This is a genomic window from Rhodococcus sp. NS-SX18 (assembly GCF_057367935.1).
Window position 1 is genome coordinate 4,318,097 of sequence record NZ_CM170633.1, and the last position, 21,183, is coordinate 4,339,279.

Genomic DNA, 21,183 nt, shown 5'->3' on the forward strand with positions numbered 1-21,183 from the left:
GGCCCGGGGGCTGCCTAGGATCGAGCGATGCGGGTTCTGTACGTCTGTACCGGGAACATCTGCCGATCGCCCACCGCCGAACTGCTGACCACCGCGTTCGCGCGGGAAGCGGGCCGGGGTGAGCTGTCCGCGCACAGCGCCGGCACCCGCGGCATGGTGGGCCGGCCCATGGAACCGACGGCGGCGCTGGTGCTGCGCCAGCTCGGCGGCGAGCCCGACGGCTTCGTCGCCCGGCGGCTGTCGCCGCGCATCGCGCAGGACGCCGACCTGGTGATCACGATGGCCGAGGCGCACCGCGGGGCCGTGCTGCAGTCGGCACCCCGGATGCTCAAGCGGACGTTCACGCTGCGGGAGGCCGCTCGGCTGCAGCAGCTCAGCGGCGCCGAGACGGTCACCGAACTGGCAGCGGCCCGGGCGCAGTTTCCCGCGCCCGGGCCGGAGGACGTGACCGATCCGATCGGCCGCGACGAGGACACGTTCGTCACCGTCGGGACCGAGATCGCCGATCTGCTGCTACCGCTGCTCGCCCGGATCCACGACTGATCCGTTGCGCGGGCCCGGCAGCGGCGAGGGCGCGACGGGTCGCGACACCGCCGTCGGCACCGACTGTTCGCGGTAGGCGGGCTCGGCGGAGTACGCCTGCGGGGCGCGGTAGTGCTGCCCCGCCTGTGCGTCGTCGTGGCCCTCCTGCTCCGGCCGGTACGGTTCCGGCCGGGTGGGCTCTCCGCGGTGGCGACGGCCGCCGGTGGGTTGCGCGGCGGGCTGCTGCGCCGGCGCGTCCTTCTTCACGTCGGACTCGTAGTAGTAGCGGTACTCGTAGGCGCCGCGGCCCTTGTTCGGTGTCATCGTCATGATGGTGCCGAGCAGGTGCGCGCCGGCGCTGCCGAGATTGCCGACGGCGCGGCTGAGCTGCTCGCGGGTGGTCTTGCCGTGACGCGCGATGAGCAGCGCGCCGTCGGTCGCCGCGGCGAGCACGACGGAGTCGGTGACGGGCAGGACCGGCGAGCCGTCGATGATGACGTACTCGAAGCGCGCCCGCAGGTCGTCGATGACGTGCTTGGCGGTGTCGGAGCCGAGCAGCTCGCTGGGATTGGGCGGCAGTGCGCCGGAGGCCAGCACCCACAGGCCCTCGTACTGGCTGGGCTGCAGCACGTCCTCGAGACCGGCTTGACCCGAGAGCACGGTGCTGAAGCCGACGTCGCCGACGACGCCGAGGTACTTCGACACCCGCGGCCGGCGCAGGTCACCCTCGACGAGCACGACGGAGTGACCGGCCTCGGCGAGCACCAGTGCGGTGTTGATGGCGGTGGTGGTCTTGCCCTCGGCGGGCAGGGCGCTGGTGACGACGATGACGCGCGGCGGGTTGTCGACGTCGAGGAACTTCAGGTTGGTGCGCATCTCCCGGTACGCCTCGGCGCTGCCGGAATTCGACTCCTGGAACGCGATTGCCGCGTGCTCCTGCCGTTCCTTGTCGAGCGGGATGGTGCCGACGAGGCCGGTGTGGGCGAGTTCCTCGACCGTCTTACGGTCCTTGACCGTGTTGTCGAGCCGGTCGCGCAGCACCGCGAGGGCGATGCCCAGGAGCAGGCCGACGGCGAAGCCGAGCGCGAGGTTGCGCTTCGTCTTCGGCGACACCGGGGTCGCCGGGGTGTCGGCGTGCTGCTCGACGACGACCCGTGCGGTGGGCTCACCGCCGTTCTCGGGAGTCTCGAGCTCGCGGGCCATCACGACGAACTCGTCGGACAGGGCGTTGGCGAGGTCCCGGGCCCGTTCCGGCGACGCGTCGTCGACCTTGACGTCGACGAGCACGGTGTCGGGGGCCGACGAGGCGGTCACCTTCTCCGCCAGCTGCGACGGCGTCAGGTCGGACAGTCCCAGCCGGTCGAGGGTGCGCTGCGCCAGCGTGGTGCCGGTGAGCAGCTTCGTGTAGGAGGCGACGCGCTGCTGCGAGAACAGGTTGCCCTGGTAGATCTCGTTGACCGAGGCCCCCGACGAGGTGGAGACGAACAGCCGGGTGCTCGCCTGGTAGATCGGGGTGGTGAGCAGGGAGGCGCCGAGCGCACCGAGTACCGCCACCACGGTCGTCACGGCAACGATCTTCCATCGCGCCTGCAGGATGCGTAGGTAGTCGTGTACTTCCATTACGGTGTCTCCCTCGTTGCTGTGACACTGTCGGTGCACCCTACGGGCGCGGAAATCTGTCGTTCGGTCAGGTGGCGGGCGAGCGTGGGGCCGATCACGGCCAGCGCGCCGGGGGTGGTCAGGTCGGAGTGCGGGTAGGGCACATCGTGCGCGGTGACGCGGCCGCGGACGTGCCGTCGCCAGCTCGCCGCGAGGTCGGGTCCGGCCGGTCCACCGGGGCGGGCGCGGAACAGCAGCGCGTCACCGTCGAGGACGCGGGGCGTGTGCGCGGTGACGGCCTCGTCGAGGGCGCCGCCCGCGGCGAGCGCCCGCTTCCGGATCTCGGCGACGAACGCCGACGGCAGGCCGGGCACCTCGAGTTCGACGACGGGCTCGTCCGGCAGGGCGGCGACGTCGGGGAGGGTGTCGGGGGTGAGCGTGTCGAGCAGGATCAGCGACGCCACCTGCTCCCCCGCCTCGTGCAGTTGCACGGCCATCTCGTGCGCGATCGTTCCGCCGAGGGACCAGCCCAGCAGGTGGTAGGGACCCGCGGGCTGGACGGCGCGGACCTCGTCGAGGTAGCGCGCGGCGAACTCGGCGACGGTGCGCGGCAGCGGCTCGAGCCGGGTGGCCTGCAGCCCGTACAGCGCGACGCCGGGTAGGTGCGGCGCGAGTCCCGTGTAGCACCAAGACATTCCGCTGATGGGGTGGACGCAGAACAGGGGTGTGCCGTCGGGGCGTCCCGCGAGCGGCACCAGGGTGGCGAGGGGGTCGGTGTCGTCGCCGCCGTGGTCGATCCGGTCGGCGAGGTCGGCGACGGTCGGCGCGGTGAGCAGCCAGTCGAGCGGGACGTCGCGGTCGAGCGCGGCCCGCAGGTCGGCGGCGACGGCGACGGCGCCGAGCGACGTGCCGCCGAGGTCGAAGAACCCCTGGTCCGGGGACACCGGCCGGCCGAGGTGCCGGGCGAACACCTCGGCGACCGCCTCGGCCGTCGGGCCGGCGGGAGGAACGAAATCGTCTGCGGGGACGGCGAAGTCGGGTGTGGGCAGCGCGGCGCGGTTGACCTTGCCGGACGGCAGCAGCGGCAGCGCGTCGACGACGGTGATCGCGGTGGGCCGCAGCGCCCGCGGCAGGTGCGCGGCGGCGCGGGCCCGCAGCGCGGCGGCGTCGGCGCCGCCCTGCACGTAGGAGACGAGGACGGCCTCGCCTGCAGGGCCGGGCACGGCGACCGTGACGGCGGCGTCGACGTCGTCGGCGGCGGTGAGCACGGCGTCGATCTCGGCGGGTTCGACGCGGATGCCGTGCAGCTGGATCTGCTCGTCGACGCGGCCGAGGATGTCGAGTTCGCCGACGGCGGTGACGCGGGCGAGGTCGCCGGTGCGGTACAGCCGCCCGCCCGGCGCACCGTACGGGTCGGCGACGAATCGTGTTGCGGTGAACCCGCTTCGACGGTGGTAGCCGCGGGCCAGGCTCGGCCCGGTCACGTACAGCTCCCCGATCACCCCGGCCGGGACGGGGTGCAGGCGCGCGTCGAGGACGTGGGCGGTGGCGCCGGCGACGACGGTCCCGGCGGTGGGCCGGGCGCCGGGTTCGAACGGGCCGCCGAACGACACGGCAATCGTGAACTCGGTGGGCCCGTACCCGTTGAGCAGCCGGTGCCGCTGCCAGCGTTCGACGACGGGCGCGGTGAGCGCCTCGCCCTCGGACAGGACGGTGACCGGGCGCGGCAGCGTGTCCGGGTCGAGGGTGGCGAGCACGGAGGGGGTGGCGACGACGTGGGTGACGTGCTCGGCGACGATCAACTCCTGCAGTGCTTCCCCGGCGTACACGTGGTCGGGTGCGACGACGAGGGTCGCGCCGTGCGCATGGGCGGTGAGCAGTTCGAACACCGACGCGTCGAAGGTGTGCGACGCGGCGTGCAGCACCCGGCTGCCGGGCGTGACGTCGAGAACGTGCGCGTCGGTGAGGGCGGTCAGGCCACGGTGCGGCACGGCGACGCCCTTGGGTGCGCCGGTGCTGCCGGAGGTGTAGATCAGGTACGCGGTGTCGTCGGGGTGCGGCTCCGCGGCGACATCCGGGGCATCGTCTTCGGACTCGTCGGCGGTCAGGTCCAGCCAGTCGATGCCCTCCCCCGCCGGGGCCACGCCCGGCACGGTCAGGCCGACGGTGGCGCCGCTGTCGCGCAGCACGGTCGCGATGCGGGCGGGCGGCTGCGCCGGGTCGACGGACACCCATGCCGCGCCGGCCTTCGCGACGGCCCACACCGCGAGCGGCCAGTATTCCCCGCGCGGCACGGCCACCGCGACCACGCCGGTCACCCCGCGGGCGCGCAGCCGCGCGGCGACGGCGGCGGCGCGGGCGTCGAGCCCGGCGTAGGTCCAGGCGACGGTTCCGGCGCGCACGGCGATGGCGCCGGGGTGGGCGCGGACGGTGGCGGCGAGGATCTGCGGCAGCGTCCGCGGCGCCGCGGCGGGGGCGGTCAGCGGTGCCGGCGCCGGGGCGGCGAGATCGCCGACGGCGGAGGCGGGGTCGTCGAGCGCGGCGCCGAGCAGCGCGAGGTAGTCGGCCAGCAGCGTGTCGGCGGTGGTGGCGTCGAACAGGTCGGTGGCGTACACGAGGCGCACGTCGATGCCGTCGTCGCCGCGTTCGGTGACGTCGACGGTGAGGTCGAACTGGGCGGCCGGGGTGCCGGCGTCGAATTCGCGCACGCGCAGCCCGGGCAGCTGGGGCAGGTCCTGCCCCGCGGGCACGGTGCGGTGGGCGAGCAGCACCTGGAACAGCGGGTGGTGGGTGCCGCGGGCCGGCGCGACCCGCGCGACGACCTGATCGAACGGGACGTCCGCGTGGGCGAGGGCGTCGAGGTCGGTGGTGCGGACGCGGCGCAGCAGGTCCGCGAACGGCTCGGCGCCGTCGACGGTGGTGCGCAGGGTGAGGGTGCCGACGAACATGCCGACGAGGGCATGCAGGCGCGGGTCGGCGCGGCCGGCGACGGCGGTGCCGACGGCGATGTCGGCGCGGCCGCTGCGACGGGCGAGCAGCGCGGCGAGGGCGGCGTGCAGCACCATGAAGCCGGTGGCGTCGTGGGCGCGCGCGACGTCGCGCACGCGGCGGTGGGTGGCGGCGTCGAGGTGGGCGGTGACGGCGCCGCCGACGTGGCTGGGCCGCGCGGGCCGGGGCCGGTCGGTGGGCAGCGGCAGCGGCGTGTCGGGCAGTCCCGCGAGAGTCGTTGCCCAGTGGTCGAGTTGGCGGGCGGCGAGACTGTCCGGGTCGGCGGGGTCGCCGAGCAGGTCGTGGTGCCAGCGGGCGTAGTCGCGGTAGCGGACGGGCAGCGGCCACCAGATCGGTGCGGCACCGGCGACGCGGGCCGCGTAGGCGTGCTGCAGGTCGGTGAGCAGCGGCGCGACCGAGCCGCCGTCGAACGCGATGTGGTGCACGGCCGCGGCGAGCACCCGTTCGCCGGCGCCGAGGTCGATCAGCCGGAGCCGCAGCGGCGCCTCGGCGGTGAGGTCGAACGGCGCGGTGAGCACCTCGGTCACGGCGGCGGTCACGTCGGTGCCCGGAACCGATTCGAGCACAGGAGGATCCACCGTCGTAGCGATGCCGTCGGGGTAGGCGGTGCGCAGCACCTCGTGCCGGTCGGCGACGTCGGCGACCGCCGCGGCCAGCGCGGCGGTGTCCAGGTCGCCGCTCAGGTGCAGCGCGACGGGCACGGTGTACGCGGTGCTGCGCGGTTCGGCGCGGCCGAGCAGCCACAGCCGCTGCTGCGCGGGAGCGAGCGGGGTGGGCGCGTCGTCGTCGTAGCGGCGCAACGGGATCCGGGTGGTGTCACCGTCGCGCAGGTGCGCGGCGAGCGTCGCGAGCGTGGGGGCCTGCAGCACCGCGCGGGCGGGCACGTCGACACCGAAGGCGTCGGCGAGGCGGGCGGCGAGGACGACGGCGGACAGCGAGTCGCCGCCCGCGGCGAAGAACCCGGCGTGGATGTCGGGCCGGGCGCCGAGCACGCTCTCGGCGACGGTGACGACGAGGTCCTCGACGTCGGTGAGAGGCCGGTCGTCGGCGGCGTCGTCGCGGGCGGTGTCGAGCTCGTGCAGGGCGGCGACGTCGAGTTTGCCGTTGACGGTGGTCGGCAGCTCCGGCAGCAGCCGCAGGCGGGCCGGCATGCGCTGCGGGGGAACGGTTTCGGCGAGACCGGCACGCACGCGGGTTTCGTCGACGTCCGGTTCGGCGGCGGCGAAGGCGACGAGCGCCCCACCCGAGGCCAGCACGACGGCGTGCCGGATGCCGGGTTGCGCGAGCAGGGCGGCCTCGAGTTCCCCGGGTTCGATGCGCACGCCGCGGACCTTGAGCTGCCGGTCGGTGCGACCCCGGAAGGCGAGGGTGCCGTCGGGGCGGCGGTGCACGAGATCGCCCGTGCGGTACCGGCGGGTGCCGCCGGGGGCGGCGACGAACCGCTGCGCGGTGAGGCCGGGGGCGCCGAGGTAGCCGAGGGCGACGGACGTCCCGGCCAGGTACAGCTCGCCGACGGCGTCGTCGGGCACCGGGCACAGCCGGGCGTCGAGGACGTGCGCGACGGTGCCGGGGACGGGCCGGCCGATGCCGCCGCGGCCGTCGACGTCGGTGAGGGTCGCGACGATCGTGGCCTCGGTGGGGCCGTACGCGTCGAGCATGTGCCGGGCCGCCGCACTCGAGCCCCGGGTCCAGCGGGCGGCGAGCGCGGGCGGCAGGGTTTCGCCGCCGGAGGCGACGACCCGCAGGTCGGGCAGCTGCTGCGGGTCGAGGGTGCCGAGCACCGCGGGGGTGGACAGGTAGTGGGTGATGCGCTGGGCGCTCAGCACCTGCTGCAGGTCCGCGCCCGCGTACACCTCCGGCGGGGCGACGACGAGGGTCGCGCCGGTGGTGTGGGCGAGCAGGAGCTCGAGCAGGGCCGCGTCGAACGCCGGGTGGTAGCCCTGCAGCACGCGGTCGCCGGGTCCGACGCGGTAGCGGCGGGCGGCCTCGGCGGCGAGCGGCGCGAGACCGCTGTGGGTGACGGCGACGCGTTTGGGAGCGCCGGTCGAGCCGGACGTCGACACCACGTACGCGACGTTCGCCGGGGCGGGCTCGTCGGCGGCAGCGGCGGAAGTGGCACTGGTGAAGGCGGCGCCGGTCTTGGTGATCGCCCACAGCCGCAGCACGTGGTCGAGGCCGCGGGGACGGTCGATCGGGATCACGGTGCCGGGGCCGGCGCCGGCGGCGCGCAACTCGTCGGCGAGCGCGTCGGAGCGGGCGTCGAGTTCGCGGTAGGTCAAGGCGGTCTCGCCCTCGCGCAGCGCTTCCCGGTCCGGGTGCGCGGCGGCGGTGGCGCGCAGCAGCTCGGGCAGCGTACGGGCGGGGGCGGGTTCGGCTCCGGTCAGCGGCGCGGCGGGCCGGTCGACGGGCAGGTCGCCGACGAGCGCGTCGGGTGCGGCGACGACGTGCCGCAGGACGGCGACGAACCGGTCCGCGAGCCGGCGCGCCGTGGATGCGGCGAACCGGGACGCGTCGTGCACGAGGGTGCCGGTGTAGCCGTCCGCGGCGGGCGCGAGCGCGAACTGCAGGTCGAACTTCGGTGCGCCGGCGAGGACTTCCTGCGCGTCGACGGTGAGGTCCCCGATCCGGACGGGGTCGAGGGCGAAGTCCTGCAGGGCGAGCGCGACCTGCGGGGCGCGGCCGGACAGGCCGGCGAGGATCTGCTCGTAGGGCACCCCGGCGTGGTCGAGGGCGGCGACGTCGAAGTCGCGGACCTGCGCGAGCAGCCCGGCGAACGGCATGTCGGGTTCGACGCGGGCGCGCAGTACGAGGGTGTCGAGGAACGGGCCGACGAGCTGTTCGACCTGCGCCCAGCGGCGGGCGGAGACGACGGCGGCGACGGCGACGTCGTGGCCGGCGCCGACGCGGGCGAGCAGCACCGACAGGGCGGCGTGCAGCACCATGAACTCGGTGGCGCCGTGGACGCGGGCGAGGGCGGCGATCCCGGCGCGCACGTCGGCGGGCACCTCGAACGCGACGGTCTGCGCCGCCGCCTCGGAAGTCTCTGTGTTCGTGGGCAGCTCGACCGGGTCGAGGCCGTCGAGGGCGCGTCGCCAGTGCGCGACGTCCGGCTCGGGGATGCCGCGGGCCTGTTCCCACAGCGCGTAGTCGGCGTACTGCAGCGGCAGCGGCTCCCACCGCGGCGGCTGTCCGGCCGCGCGGGCGGCGTAGGCGACGGCGAGGTCGCGCAGCAGCGGCGCGAGCGACGCCCCGTCCGCCGCGGCATGGTCGACCGCGAGCCGCAGCCGCCGGGTGCCGTCGGTCCCCTCGAGGTCCCAGTGGACAGCACGGTCCGCGAGGACCTGGTGCGGGCCCTGCTCGTCGACGACGATGCGGGTGCGCAGGATCTCGTGCCGCGCCGCGACGTCGTCGAGCGCGGCCTCGAGGGCGGGCACGTCGAGGGGCCCGGTCAGGTGCACGTCGGCGCGCAGCCGGTAGGCGTCGGGGTCGAGGCGGCTCAGTCCCCACAGGCGACGTTGCGCCCGGCTCAGCGGGATCCGGGCGGGGCGCGGGTGGACGGGCACCGGTCCGGTCTCGGCGTCGAGTCCGCCGGCGTCGAGCGCGGCGGCGAGGGACTCGACGGTGGGGTGCTCGAAGATCAGCCGCAGCGGCACCGCGGTGCCGGTCTCCTCGCGGAGCCGGCCGACGAGGACGGTGGCGAGCAGCGAGTTGCCGCCGACGGCGAAGAAGTCGTCGCCGCGGCCGGGGTCGGTGCCGGTCAGTTCGCCGAAGATCCGCGCGACGAGACTCTCGGTCTCGGTGCCGGGTTCGTCGCGCCCGCCGAGGTCGGGTGCGGGCAGCCGCGCGACGTCGAGTTTGCCGTGTGCGGTGCGCGGGACCGCGTCGAGCGGTACGACGGCGACGGGCACGAGGTGGGCGGGCAGGCTGCGGCGCAGCTGCCGTCGCGCGTCGTCGGCGTCGACGGTCGCGGGCACGACGTAGGAGACGAGCGCCCCGTCGCGCACGACGGTCGCCGCCTGCTGCACCCCGGCCACCCCGCGCAGCGCGGCGTCGACCTCCCCCGGCTCGATCCGCACCCCGCGCAGCTTGACCTGATCGTCGCTGCGCCCGACGAACCGCAGGGCGCCCCCGCCGCCGGTGCGTCCTTTGGGCTGCCCTGGCCGCCCAAAGGACGCACCGGCCCAGCGGGCCAGGTCGCCCGTGCGGTACCAGCGACGGCCGCCGGGTGCGGCGACGAACCGGGTCGCGGTGCGGCCGGGATCGCCGCGGTAGCCGTCTGCGAGCCGCGCCCCCGCCAGGTACAGCTCCCCCGCGACGCCCGTGGGCACGGGCCGCAGCCGCTCGTCGAGCACGACGGCCTCGACCCCGCGGACGGGGGTGCCGATCACGACGTCCGCGCCGGGCGTCAGCGGCGGCGAACAGGTCGCGAAGACCGTGGCCTCGGCGGGGCCGTACCCGTTGTAGAGGCGACGGCCCGCGCCCCACCGCGCGACGAGCTCGTCGCTCACGGCCTCGCCGCCGAGCATGAGCACCCGCAGGTCCGGTAGTGCGCGCGACGGCACCGTCGCCAGCGCCGACGGGGTCAGGCAGGCGTGGGTGATGCGTTCACGCGCGAGCAGATCGGCGAGGGCGTCACCGCCGTAGGCGTCGGCCCCGGCGACGACGAGGGTCGCGCCCGACGTACCGGCGACGAGCAGCTCGAGCATCGCCGCGTCGAAGCTCGGCGACGCGACGTGCAGCATGCGGTCGCCGGGCGCGGCGGCGAACAGTTCCGTCAGGTCCTCGACGAGGGCGCTCACGCCGCGGTGAGTGATGCTGACGCCCTTGGGGTTTCCGCTGGTGCCGGAGGTGAACACCAGATAGGCGGGCGCGCCCGGATCCGGGTCGGCCACCGCGACGGTGCCGTCGCGACTGTCGGCGACGTCGAGCCAGGTCACGGCGTCGGGCAGCGACCCGAGGTGCGCGGCGCCGGTGACGCCGACGGTCGTGCCGGCGAGCATCGAAGCGAGCCGCACGGCGGGCTGGGCCGGGTCGACGAGCATCGGCGCGGCCCCGAGCCGGGCGATCCCCCACACGGCGACGACGGCGTCGAGCGAGCGAGGCAGGGCGCACGCGACGGCCGTGCCGGGCCGGATGCCGGCGGCGTGCAGCCGGGCGGCGAGTTCCTCGGCGCGCGAGAGGAGTTGCGGATACGTCAGTTCCACGTCGCCGTCACGCGCGGCGACACCGTCGCCGCCGCGGGAGGCACCGTCGGCGAGCCACTGCCACAGCGTCCGCGCCGCGGCGGGCTCGGGTCCGGCGGCGGGGACGAGCGCGGCCCGCTCCCGCTCGGTGAGCAGGTCGATGTCGCCGATCCGCACGGCCGCGTCGGCGACGGCGGCGCGCAGGATCGCGACGTACCGGTCGGCGAACGCGGCGACAGTGCCGGCGTCGTACAGGTCGGTGGCATAGACGAATTCGAGGTCGACGTCGGTGCCGGTCTCGGTGACGACGAGCTGGAGGTCGAAGTTGGCGTGCTCGTCGGCCACCGGCAGCACCCGCGCGGTCAGGCCGGGCAGCTCGAACGCGTCGACGCTGGGGCGCCGCAGCGACAGCGCGACCTGGAACAGCGGGTGCCGGGCCGGGTTGCGGGCCGGGTTGAGGCGCTCGACGAGGGTCTCGAACGGCGCATCCGGGTGGGTGTAGGCGGCCAGATCCCGGGCGTGGACATCGGCGAGCAGGTCGGCGAACGCGGCGTCCGGGTCGACGGGCGTGCGCAGCACGAGAGTTCCGGCGAACATGCCGACGAGGTCGTCGAGCTGCGGGTCGCCGCGCCCGGCGACGACGGTGCCGACGGCGATGTCGGCGCCGGCGCCGTGCCGGGCCAGCAGCACGGCCAGCGCCGCGTGCAGCACCATGAACGTCGTCGCGCGTCCTTCCCGCGCGAGCCGCGACACACCGTCGGCGACGACGGGATCCACGGTCGTGCGGTGGGTGGCGCCGCGCCCGGTGGGGCGGGCGGGCCGGGGCCGGTCGCCGGGCAGGGTCACCTCGTCGGGCAGGTCGGCGAGCACGCCCGTCCAGTGTTCGAGTTGCGCGTCGGCGCCGGCGCGCTGCCAGCGGCTGAAGTCGGTGTACTGCACGGGCAGCGGCGCCCACCGCGGCTCGTGCCCGGCGAGCCGGGCGGTGTAGGCGTCGACGATGTCGCGCAGCAGCGGGGTGAGCGACCATTCGTCGGCGGCGATGTGGTGCACGACCACGGCGAGCACGTGCCGCTGCGGCGCGAGCCGGTACAGCCGCATCCGCACGGGCGGCTCGTCGGTGAGATCGAATCCAGGGTCAGCGAATTCGCGGACGAACTCGTCGAGCCCCTCGGCGGGCACGGCGACGGGTTCGAGGACGGGTCGCGCGACGGGCCGCACGACCTGGGCGGTGGGGTCGGGGTAGACGGTGCGCAGGGTACGGTGCCGGCCGAGGACGTCGGCGACGGCGGTGGTCAGTGCGGCGACGTCGAGCCGGCCGTCGAGGCGCACTGCGAACGGCAGGTTGTAGCTACCGGATTCGGGGTCGAGGCGGTTGACGAACCACAGCCGCTGCTGCGCCGGGGACAGCGGCGCGGGGGTGCCGTTGCCGGCCGCGACGAGCGGGGCGCGGCGGCGGGGTGTGCCGGCGCGGGCGGCGAGCAGGGCGGCGAGGTCGGTGACGGTGGGGGCGGCGAATACGTCGCGGACGGTGACGTCGACGTCGGCGATGTCTGCGAGGCGCCCGGCGAGGCGGGTCGCGAGCAGCGAGTTGCCGCCGAGGTCGAAGAAGTCGTCGTCGGCGCCGACGGACCCGACGGCGAGCAGTTCCCGGTACACCTCGGCGACGAGTTCCTCGAGCGGCCCGTGCGGGGCGAGGCCACCGCTCGGTGCGACGGTGGGTGCGGGCAGCGCCGACCGGTCGAGTTTGCCGTTGGCGGTGCGCGGCAACGTCTCCAGCGCGACGGCGGTGGCGGGCACGAGGTAGTCGGGCAGGGTGCGGCGCAGCTCGCGCAGCGCCGCGGTGGGGCTGCCGCCGACGAGGTAGGCGACGAGCCGGTCGTCGCGCAACACCACGGCGGCCTGGGTGACACCGTCGCAGCGCAGCAGCGCGGCCTCTATCTCGCCCGGTTCGATGCGGTAGCCGCGCAGTTCGAGCTGGTCGTCCGCGCGGCCCCGGTGGTGCAGCACGCCGTCGCGGCCGCGGCGGCCGAGATCGCCGGTGCGGTAGCGGCGGACGCCGCCGGGCGCGGCGACGAACCGCGCAGCGGTCAGGGCGGGGCGGTCGCGGTAGCCGCGGGCGAGTTGCGTTCCGGCGACGTAGAGTTCGCCGACGGTGCCGGGTGGGGTGCGGCGCAGCGACCGGTCGAGGATCTGCACGTCCAGTCCGGGCAGGGGCCGGCCGACGCCGGGCTGGTCGGCGGGTCCGCGGGTGACGTGCACGGTGGTCTCGGTGATGCCGAACATGTTCACCGCGCGCACGTGCGGCCGGTCCGCGAGCCACGGCCGGGCCTGTTCCGGGTCGAGGGCCTCGCCGCCGAAGATCAGCAGCCGCACCGTGTCCAGTGGGGTGTCGACGGTGGCGAGCTGGTGAAACGCGGTGGGGGTCTGGTTGAGGACGGTGACACCCTCCCCGTCGAGCAGCGCGGCGAAGGCGCCGGGGTCGCGGGCGGTGTAGTGGTCGACGACGACGAGCCGGCCGCCGGTGGTGAGTGCACCCCACATCTCCCACACGGAGAAGTCGAAGGCCGGGGAGTGGAACAGCGTCCACACGTCGCGCGGCCCGAACCCGAAGTCGGCGGTGGCGGCGAACACCGCGGCGGCGGCCTCGTGGCTGACGAGCACGCCCTTGGGGGTGCCGGTGGAGCCGGAGGTGTAGATCAGGTACGCGCCCGCCCCGGCCGGGACTGCCGCGTCGCATTCGCCGCCGGCGTCCAGGCGTTCCCGGATCTCCGTCGAATCGATCTGCAGCGCAGGTACTTCCACATCGACTGCGAAGTCTGTGTCGCACAGCACCGCAACGGGGGCGGCGTCGTCGAGCAGGGCACGCAGCCGCGCCGGCGGGTGGGTGACGTCCAGCGGCAGGTACACCGCGCCGGCGCGGGCGACGGCGAGGATCGCCACCACCAGATCGAGGGAGCGGGGCAGCGCGACGGCGACGACGTCCTCGATGCCGAGTCCGCGCTCGGCGAGCAGCGCGGCGAGCGCCCCGGAGCGGGCGTGCAGCTGCCCGTAGGTCAGGGTGTCGTCGCCGTGGGTGAGCGCGATCGCGTCGGGCCGGCGCCGCGCCTGCTCGGCGACGAGCGCGGGCAGCGTCGCCGTCGCCGGGTCCGCCGATGGTGCGGAGGTGTCGCCGTCGGGGCCGAGCAGGTCGATCTCGCCGACGGCGGCGGCCGGGTCGGCGGTGACGACGTCGAGGATGCGCAGCAGGAACGGCGCCCACCCCGCGACGGTGTCGTGGTCGAACAGGCCGCGGTCGTAGGTCAGCACGCCGTCGAGCCCGGTGGGGGTGCCCGCGTCGGAGCGGTTCTCGCGGACGGTCACCTCGAGGTCGAATCGTGCTGTGCCGGTGGACAGCTCGCGCACACCGGTGACGTCGGGCACGTCGAGGCCGTCCAGCGCGAAGCTCTCGTAGGCGAGCATCACCTGGAAGATCGGGTGGTGGCCGGCGGTGGAGGCACCGAGCGCGTCGACGACCCGGTCGAACGGCACGTCGGCGTGGGCGAACGCGTCGAGGTCCACGCGGCGGGCGTCGGCGAGCAGTTCCGCGAACGTCGCGCGGGCGGGTACGGGCAGCCGTAGCGCGACGGTGCCGACGAACATGCCGACCACGTCGTCGAGCATCGGGTCGATGCGCCCGGAGACGGGGGTGCCGACGGTGACGTCCTCGGTGGCGGCGAGCGTCGCGAGCAGCACGGACAGCGCGGCGTGCACGACCATGAACGTCGTCGCGTCGTGGGCGCGGGCGAGTTTGTCGACGGCGGCGTGCAGTTCGGCGGGCACCGAGAAGCGCACGCGTCCGGCGGTGGAGTCGCCGTCGCCGCGGGGCCGGTCGGTGGGGAGGGCGAGCAGCGGCGGGGCGCCGGCGAGGGTGCGGGTCCAGTGCGCGAGCTGCCGGGCGGCGAGGCTCTCGGGGTCGGCGGGGTCACCGAGCAGGGTGTGCTGCCAGCGGGCGAAGTCGCGGTAGGTGACCGGCAGCGGCGGCCACGCGGGGCTGCGTCCGTCGCGCCGGGCGGCGTAGGCGACGGCGAGGTCGCGGCCGAGCGGCAGCAGCGACAGCCCGTCGACGGCGACGTGGTGCAGCACCACCGCGAGGGTGTAGCCGGTGGCGGTGCGGTACAGGCGGGTGCGCAGCGGCGGGTCGACGGTGAGATCGAAACCGGCGCGGGCGAAGTCGGCGGCGTCGAGATCGGTGGGCGCCGCGTGCGGTTCGAGGTCGAGGTCGATGCGCGGCAGCACCTGCTGAGTAGGTCCGTCCGGGCCGTCGGGGTGGACGGTGCGCAGCACGGCGTGCCGGGCGATCACGTCCGCGGCGGTGGCCGCGAGGGCGTCGAGGTCGGTGCCGGCGTCCAGGTCGACGACGAACGCGACGTGGTCGCCGGGGGCGGCGTCGGCGACGTCGAACCGGTTGGCGAGCCACATCCGCTGCTGGGCGGGTGCGAGCGGCACCGGCCCGCTGTCGCCGGTCGGCAGCAGCGGCAGCCGCTCGCCGGCGAGCGGATCGGTGACGGCGGCGGCGAGGCCGGCGACGGTGGGGTGCTCGAAGATCTCCCGCACGCCCACCCGGTGACCGGCGACGGCGCCGAGCCGCGCGGCGAGCTGGGTGGCGAGCAGCGAGTTGCCGCCGAGCGCGAAGAAGTCGTCGTCGGCGGCGACGGCGGGCAGGTCCAGCAGGTCGGCGACGACCCCGGCGACGAGTTCCTCGGCGGCGCTGCGGTATCCGGCCGGGGCGCCGGGGGCGACGACGGGCTCGGGCAGCGCGGCGCGGTCGATCTTGCCGGTGCTCGTGAGCGGCAGCGCGTCGAGGACGGTGACGGTGGCGGGCACCATGTGCCGCGGCAGCCGCGCGGCCGCGAACTCCCGCAGCTCGGCCGGGTCGAGGCGGGCGGGGTCGGGTCCGTACACATACGCGGCGAGCGCATCGCCCCGCACGACGGTGACGGCCGCGGCGACCGCCGGGTGCCCGGTGAGGGTGGCCTCGATCTCGCCGAGCTCGATCCGGAACCCGCGCAGCTTGACCTGATGGTCCACCCGCCCCACGAACTCCAGGGCGGCTCCGCCGCCCGTGCGCGTTTCTGGTAGCTCCGACGACCAGAAACGCGCACGGGTCCAGCGGACCAGGTCGCCGGTGCGGTACATGCGACCACCGCCGAACGGCGACGCGACGAACCGGCTCGCCGTCAGCCCCGGCATACCGAGATAGCCGCGCGCGACGCCCGGCCCGAGGAGGTACAACTCCCCGACGACGCCGACGGGAACGGGCCGCAGCCGCGGACCGAGAACGAGCGCAGTGACGCCGTCGAGGCCGGTACCGATGGTCAGCCGCTCCCCCGGCACCAGCGGCGCGCTGGCGGTGGCGAGGACGGTGGTCTCGGTGGGCCCGTACACGTTGAGCATGGTCCGGCCGGGCGCCCAGCGGGCGGCGGTCTCGGCCGGCCACGCCTCCCCGCCGACGGCGAGCACCCGCAGCGTGTCCAGACCCGACGGGTCCAGCAGGGTCGGCACGGCGGGAGTGGAGAACCAGTGCGTGATCCGCTCGCGCCGCAGCAGTTCCAGCAGCTCGTCGCCGCCGTACACGTCGGCCGGCGCGACGACGAGGGTGCCGCCGGCCGCCGCGGCCAGCAGGTATTCGAGCACCGACGCGTCGAACGCGGGCGACGCGAAGTGCAGCACCCGCGCCTGCGCGTCGAGGTCCATGCGACGACGCAGCGCCGCGACGAGCGGTGCGAGCCCCCGGTGGGTGACGACGACGCCCTTCGGCGTGCCCGTCGAGCCGGAGGTGTAGACGAGGTACGCGGCGTGGTCGGGTCGCAGCGGACGCACCCGGTCGGCGTCGGTGATCGGCGCCGGTTGCGCGGATCCGGCGTCCGGGTCGATGCGGGCGACGCCGTCGGGCAGCGACGTGCCGGGCCGGGCGACGGCATACCGCACGTCGGCGTCGGCGAGCAGCCGGGCGATGCGGGCGGCGGGCTGGGCGGGGTCGACGGGCACGAACGCCGCCCCGGTCAGCGCGACGGCCGCCACCGCACGCACCGAGTCCACCGACCGCGGCAGCAGGATCGCGACGCGGTCCTCCGGCCCGAGCCCGCGCTCGAGCAGGTGCCACGCCAATGGTGTTGCGGCCGAGATCAACTCGATCGGCTCACCGCCCGGCGCGACGACGTGCAGCGGGTGCGCGGCAAGCAGTTCCGGCAGCGTCGCGACCGGCCCGGCCGGGGCCACGACGATCTCGGGGGCGCCGAGGTCGAGATCGCCGACGGGGACATTCGGCGCGGCGACGGCCGCGTCGAGCACCGCGTGCAGCCGGGCCACCGCGTCGGCAACCGTCGCGCGTTCGAACAACCCGCCGTCGTAGATCACCCGCCCGGCGAGTGAGCCGTCGGGCAGCTCCCGCACCGCGAGCTCGACGTCGAATCGGGCGAGACCGGAGGGGATCTCCTCGGCACGCACCCGCAGGCCCGGCAGGTCGAGGTCGGGCACGGCGACGTTGTCGTAGGCGAGCATCACCTGGAACGGGGCGAAGCCGAGCGTGTCGACGACGCGGTCGAACGGCACCGTCGCGTGCGCGTACGCGTCGAGGTCGGTGCGACGGGCGGCGGCGAGCAGGTCGGTGAACGACGCGGCCGGGTCCACGTCGAGCCGCAGCGCGACGGTGCCGACGAACATGCCGACGAGGGCGTCGAGGTCGGGGTGTTCGCGGCCGGCGGTGCCGGAGCCGACGGCGACGTCGCGCCCGCCGGTCCACGTCGACAGCCACACGGCGACGGCGGCGTGCACCGCCATGAACGCGGTGGCATCGTGCGCGGCGGCCAGGCGGCGCAGTGCCTCGAACCGTGCGGCGGGGACGGCCAATTCGAGCGACTCGGCCGGGCCGGGGCTGCCGGCGCGGGGGTGGTCGGTGGGCACGGTGGGGGCCTCGCCCAGTCCGGCGAGGGCGGTGGTCCAGTGCGCTAGTTCGCGGGCGGCGAGGCTGTCGGGGTCGTCCTCGTCGCCGAGCAGGGCGCGGTGCCAGCGGGCGTAGTCGGAGTACTGCAGCGGCAGCGGCTCCCACCGCGGCCCGTGCCCGGCGGCGTGGGCGGTGTAGGCGGCGGCGACGTCGAGGGTGAGCGGCACGAACGACGCGCCGTCTACGGCGATGTGGTGGGCGACGACGGCGAGCACGTGCCGGTCCGGCCCCACCCGCAGCAGCCGCGCCCGCAACGGAATGTCGGTGGTGAGGTCGAACGGCGCGGCGGCCCATTCGGCGATCAGGGCGTCCACGTCGGCGGGGTCGACTGGTTCGGCGTCGAGGTCGGGCAGCACCTCGGCGACGGGCTGGACGTGTTGGCGCGGGCCGGGTTCGGTGAACACCGTCCGCAGGATCTCGTGCCGGTCGAGGACGTCGCCGAGCGCGGCGCGCAGCGCGGCCGGGTCGAGGGTGCCGTCGAGGTGCAGTGCGAACGGCAGGTGGTAGGCGGCGGTGTCGCCCTGGGCGAGCAGCCACAGCCGGCGCTGCGCGGGGGCGAGCGGGGCGGGCGTGTCGTCGGCCGAGCGCACCGGGGCCGGCACGGACGCCGCCGGTCCGCCGTCGACGGCAGCGGCGAGTGCGGCGACGGTGGGGTGGTCGAACACGTCGCGCAGGTGCACGTCGCGGCCGAGGGCGGCGCCGAGCCGCGCGGCGAACTGGGCTGCGCCGAGCGAATGTCCGCCGAGGGCGAAGAAGTTCGCGTCGGCGCCGACCGCCTCGACGCCGACGATCTCGCACATCAGCTGCGCGACGAGGGTCTCGGTGGGTCCGGCAGGCGCCCGCGAGTCGGTGGCCGTGTCCACGGCGGGTGCAGGCAGCGCACGACGGTCGATCTTGCCGCCCGGGGTGAGCGGCAGCGCGTCGAGCACGGTGATCGTCGCGGGCCGCAGGTAGGCGGGCAGCCGTTCGGCGAGGCGGGCGTGCACATCGTCGGGCGCGACGTCGCCGACGACGACGGCCGCGAGGGTGTCGCCGTGGACGACGACGGCCGCGTTGGCGACGCCGTCGAGCGCAGTGAGCGCTGCCTCGACCTCGCCGGGCTCGATGCGGTAGCCGCGGATCTTGACCTGCCGGTCGGCGCGCCCGACGAACTCCAGGACGCCCCCGCCCCCCGTGCGCGTTTCTGGTAGCTCCGACGACCAGAAACGCGCACGGCTCCAGCGCACCAGGTCCCCAGTGCGGTACACGCGGCCGAACGGCGACGCGACGAACCGGGCCGCGGTCAACGCCGGGTCGCCGAGGTAGCCGCGCGCGACGGCCGGCCCGCCCAGGTACAGCTCGCCGACCGCGCCGACGGGCACGGGCCGCAGCCGCGCGTCGAGCACGAGCGCCGTCACGTCGTGGACGGGTGCGCCGATGGGCACGCCCCCGCCCGGGTGCAGCGGGTCGCTGAGCGTGGCGAGGACGGTGGTCTCGGTGGGCCCGTACGCGTTGAGCATCGTGCGTCCGCGCGACCACCGGTCGGCGACGTCGACCGGCAGCGCCTCCCCACCCGCATCGAGCATCCGCAGAGCCGGCAGGTCGGCCTCGGGCGTGACGGCCAGGACGGCGGGTGCGGTGATCGCGTGGGTGACGGCCTGCTCGCGCAGCAGCGCGGCCAGGTCCGGTCCGCCGACGACGTCGGGCGGGCAGATCACCAGGGTGGCGCCGGCGTCGAAGGCCAGCAGCAGTTCCTGCAGCGACGCGTCGAAACTCGGCGCGGCCACATGCAGGACGCGGGAGTCGGCGTCGGCCGGGTACCGCGCACGCAGCGTCGCGACGAGTCCGGCGAGACCGCGGTGGCCGACGGCGACGGCCTTGGGGGTGCCGGTGGAGCCGGACGTGTGGATCACCCACGCGAGATGGTCGGGGTGCAACGGACGCACCCGCTCCCCCACCTCGAACGGCGCCGACGACGTCTCACCGTCGGCCGGGTCCACGCGGGTCACGCCGTCGGGCAGGGCGACGTCGTCGCCGCACACCGCGACGGGCACGTCGCGCAGCAGTTCGGTGAGCCGCAGCGTGGGGGTGGCCGGGTCGATCGGGGTGTAGGCGGCGCCGGTCTTGGCGACGGCCCACAGCGCGATCACCGAGCCGGCTGAGCGCGGCAGCAGCACCGCGACCCGGTCGTCGGGTCCGACGCCGGTGGCAATGAGCTTGCGCGCGAGCGCAGTTGAACGATCGTCCAGATCGCGGTAGGTGAGCTCGGCAGCACCGTCCCGCACGGCGACGCGGTCCGAGCCCGCGTGCGCCGTGAGCACGTCGGCCAGCAGACACACACCGTCGGCCTGTGGGCCGCGCGCGGGCACGAGGCCAGCCAGTTCGTCGGGCGTCGCGAGCGGCAGATCCCCCACCGCGCGCTCGGCCGACCGGGCGAATGCGCCGAGGAAGTCCAGGAAGCGGCGATGGTGCCGGGTGAGCGTCTCGTCGCCGTACAGCCGCGGGTTGGCCTCGAAGTCCACCCGCACGCTGCGCCCGGCGATCCCGGCGTACACGTTCACCGACAGGTCGTCGACCGGGCCGGTGGAGAGCAGGTTGTACTCGCCGGAGATGTCGCCGTATGCGTACTCCGGGTTGAACATCATCAGGTTCACCACGGGCCCGAACGCGCTGCGCGTCTCCCGGTGGTCGCCGACGGCGTGCAGGTCGCGCAGCATGTCCTCGTAGCGGTACCGCTGGTGCCGCAGCGCCCCGGTCAGCTCCACCTGCACGCGGCGCACCAGGTCGGCGACGGTGATGTCGGATTCCACGCGGACCCGCAACGGCACGATGTTCGAGATCGACCCGGCCGAGCGGCGCAGCGCTGCGGTGGTGCGGGCCGAGACCGGCAGGCTCAGCGCGACGTCCGTGGTGCCGTTCATGCGGGCGAGGTACGCCGCGAAGGCGGCGACGACGATCGGCACGTCCGTGGAGTTGGCGCTGCCGGCCAGGTCGGCCACGGCGGCGGTCACCTCGGCGGTGAGTTCCGCGCCGACGTGCCGGCACGGCATCGTGGGGGCGGCGGAGCCGGGGGCGAGCGTGACGGGCGGCGGCAGGTCCACCAGGCGCTGCGCCCAGTGCTCGCGGTCGGCGGCCTGCCGCGAGCTGCCGACGTAGGCGAGCTCGTGCTCGGCGATCTGCTCGAGGCTCAGCGCCTTGATCGGCGGCGGCTCCTCCCCGCGCGTCCACGCCGTGTACAGCTCGGCGCTGCGGCCGAGCATCACCATGCCGCCGTGCCCGTCGAGGGCGAGGTGGTGGATGTAGGTGAACAGGTAGAAGTGCTCGTCGGCGAGCTGGATCAGTGTGGTGGCGATGAGCCGGTCGCGCAGCGGGTCGAGCGGACGGGTGTACGTCTCGTCCATCCACCGTCGCGCCTCGGCCTCGGGATCGTCGTGGCCGCGCAGGTCCAGGTAGCCGGGGTAGTCGTCGACGTCGAGGATCACCCGCTGGTGCGGCTCGCCGTCGACCATCTCGAGGAACAGCGTGCCGGATTCGACCTCGCGGGCAGCCTGATTGCAGGCGGCGCGAATCAGATCGGCATCGAGCGGGCCGTGCAGGTCCAGGTACTGCGCGATGGTGAACGGGACGTCCGGGGTGAGCTGCTGAGCGAACCACAGTCCACGCTGACTCGTGGACATGGCAAAAGACGGCACCGCACCCCCTCGTGTTTCCCTCGAGATCGACGGGCGTGCAGTAGGGACCCCTCGATCGACAACGGCGTGGACGCCTCCCTGCATCCATCACCGTCGAATACATCGACCCTAACGATCCTCAGCGTTACTCACCACTCGAACCGACCAGGCGACCGGTTTCTCGGTTATGGTCACCCCGGAGGAATCGAAGGGGGCAGGACCGCGTGAACGATGTTAC

At 75.1% G+C, this 21,183-nt stretch carries 3 protein-coding genes; 1 reads left to right on the plus strand and 2 read right to left on the minus strand.

Features of this window, described 5'->3' with window-relative positions:
• Positions 1-27 precede the first annotated feature (27 nt).
• Entirely contained in the window at positions 28-543 is a 516-nt protein-coding gene (locus tag AC2IPW_RS19775) for an arsenate reductase/protein-tyrosine-phosphatase family protein (protein ID WP_486375451.1), read from the plus strand.
• Here the strand turns inward: AC2IPW_RS19775 and AC2IPW_RS19780 are convergent.
• Together AC2IPW_RS19780 and AC2IPW_RS19785 are read right to left on the minus strand one after the other, a co-directional pair.
• A complete protein-coding gene (locus tag AC2IPW_RS19780) occupies positions 514-2,142 on the minus strand; it encodes a tyrosine-protein kinase domain-containing protein (RefSeq protein ID WP_289382312.1) in 1,629 nt (542 codons plus the stop codon). The two genes, AC2IPW_RS19775 and AC2IPW_RS19780, sit on opposite strands and share 30 nt — an antisense overlap.
• Positions 2,142-20,951 (minus strand): amino acid adenylation domain-containing protein, encoded by an 18,810-nt coding sequence (locus tag AC2IPW_RS19785; protein ID WP_486375452.1) that lies wholly within the window; start codon positions 20,949-20,951, stop codon positions 2,142-2,144. Before AC2IPW_RS19785 ends, AC2IPW_RS19780 begins: the two co-directional genes overlap by 1 nt.
• Positions 20,952-21,183: the final 232 nt, after the last annotated feature.

Excerpts from the sequence above, each read along its gene's own strand:
- AC2IPW_RS19785 (WP_486375452.1), bottom strand. The coding sequence starts at position 20,951 with ATGTCCACGAGTCAGCGTGGACTGTGGTTCGCTCAGCAGCTCACCCCG.
- AC2IPW_RS19775 (WP_486375451.1), top strand. The coding sequence starts at position 28 with ATGCGGGTTCTGTACGTCTGTACCGGGAACATCTGCCGATCGCCCACC.
- AC2IPW_RS19780 (WP_289382312.1), bottom strand. The coding sequence starts at position 2,142 with ATGGAAGTACACGACTACCTACGCATCCTGCAGGCGCGATGGAAGATC.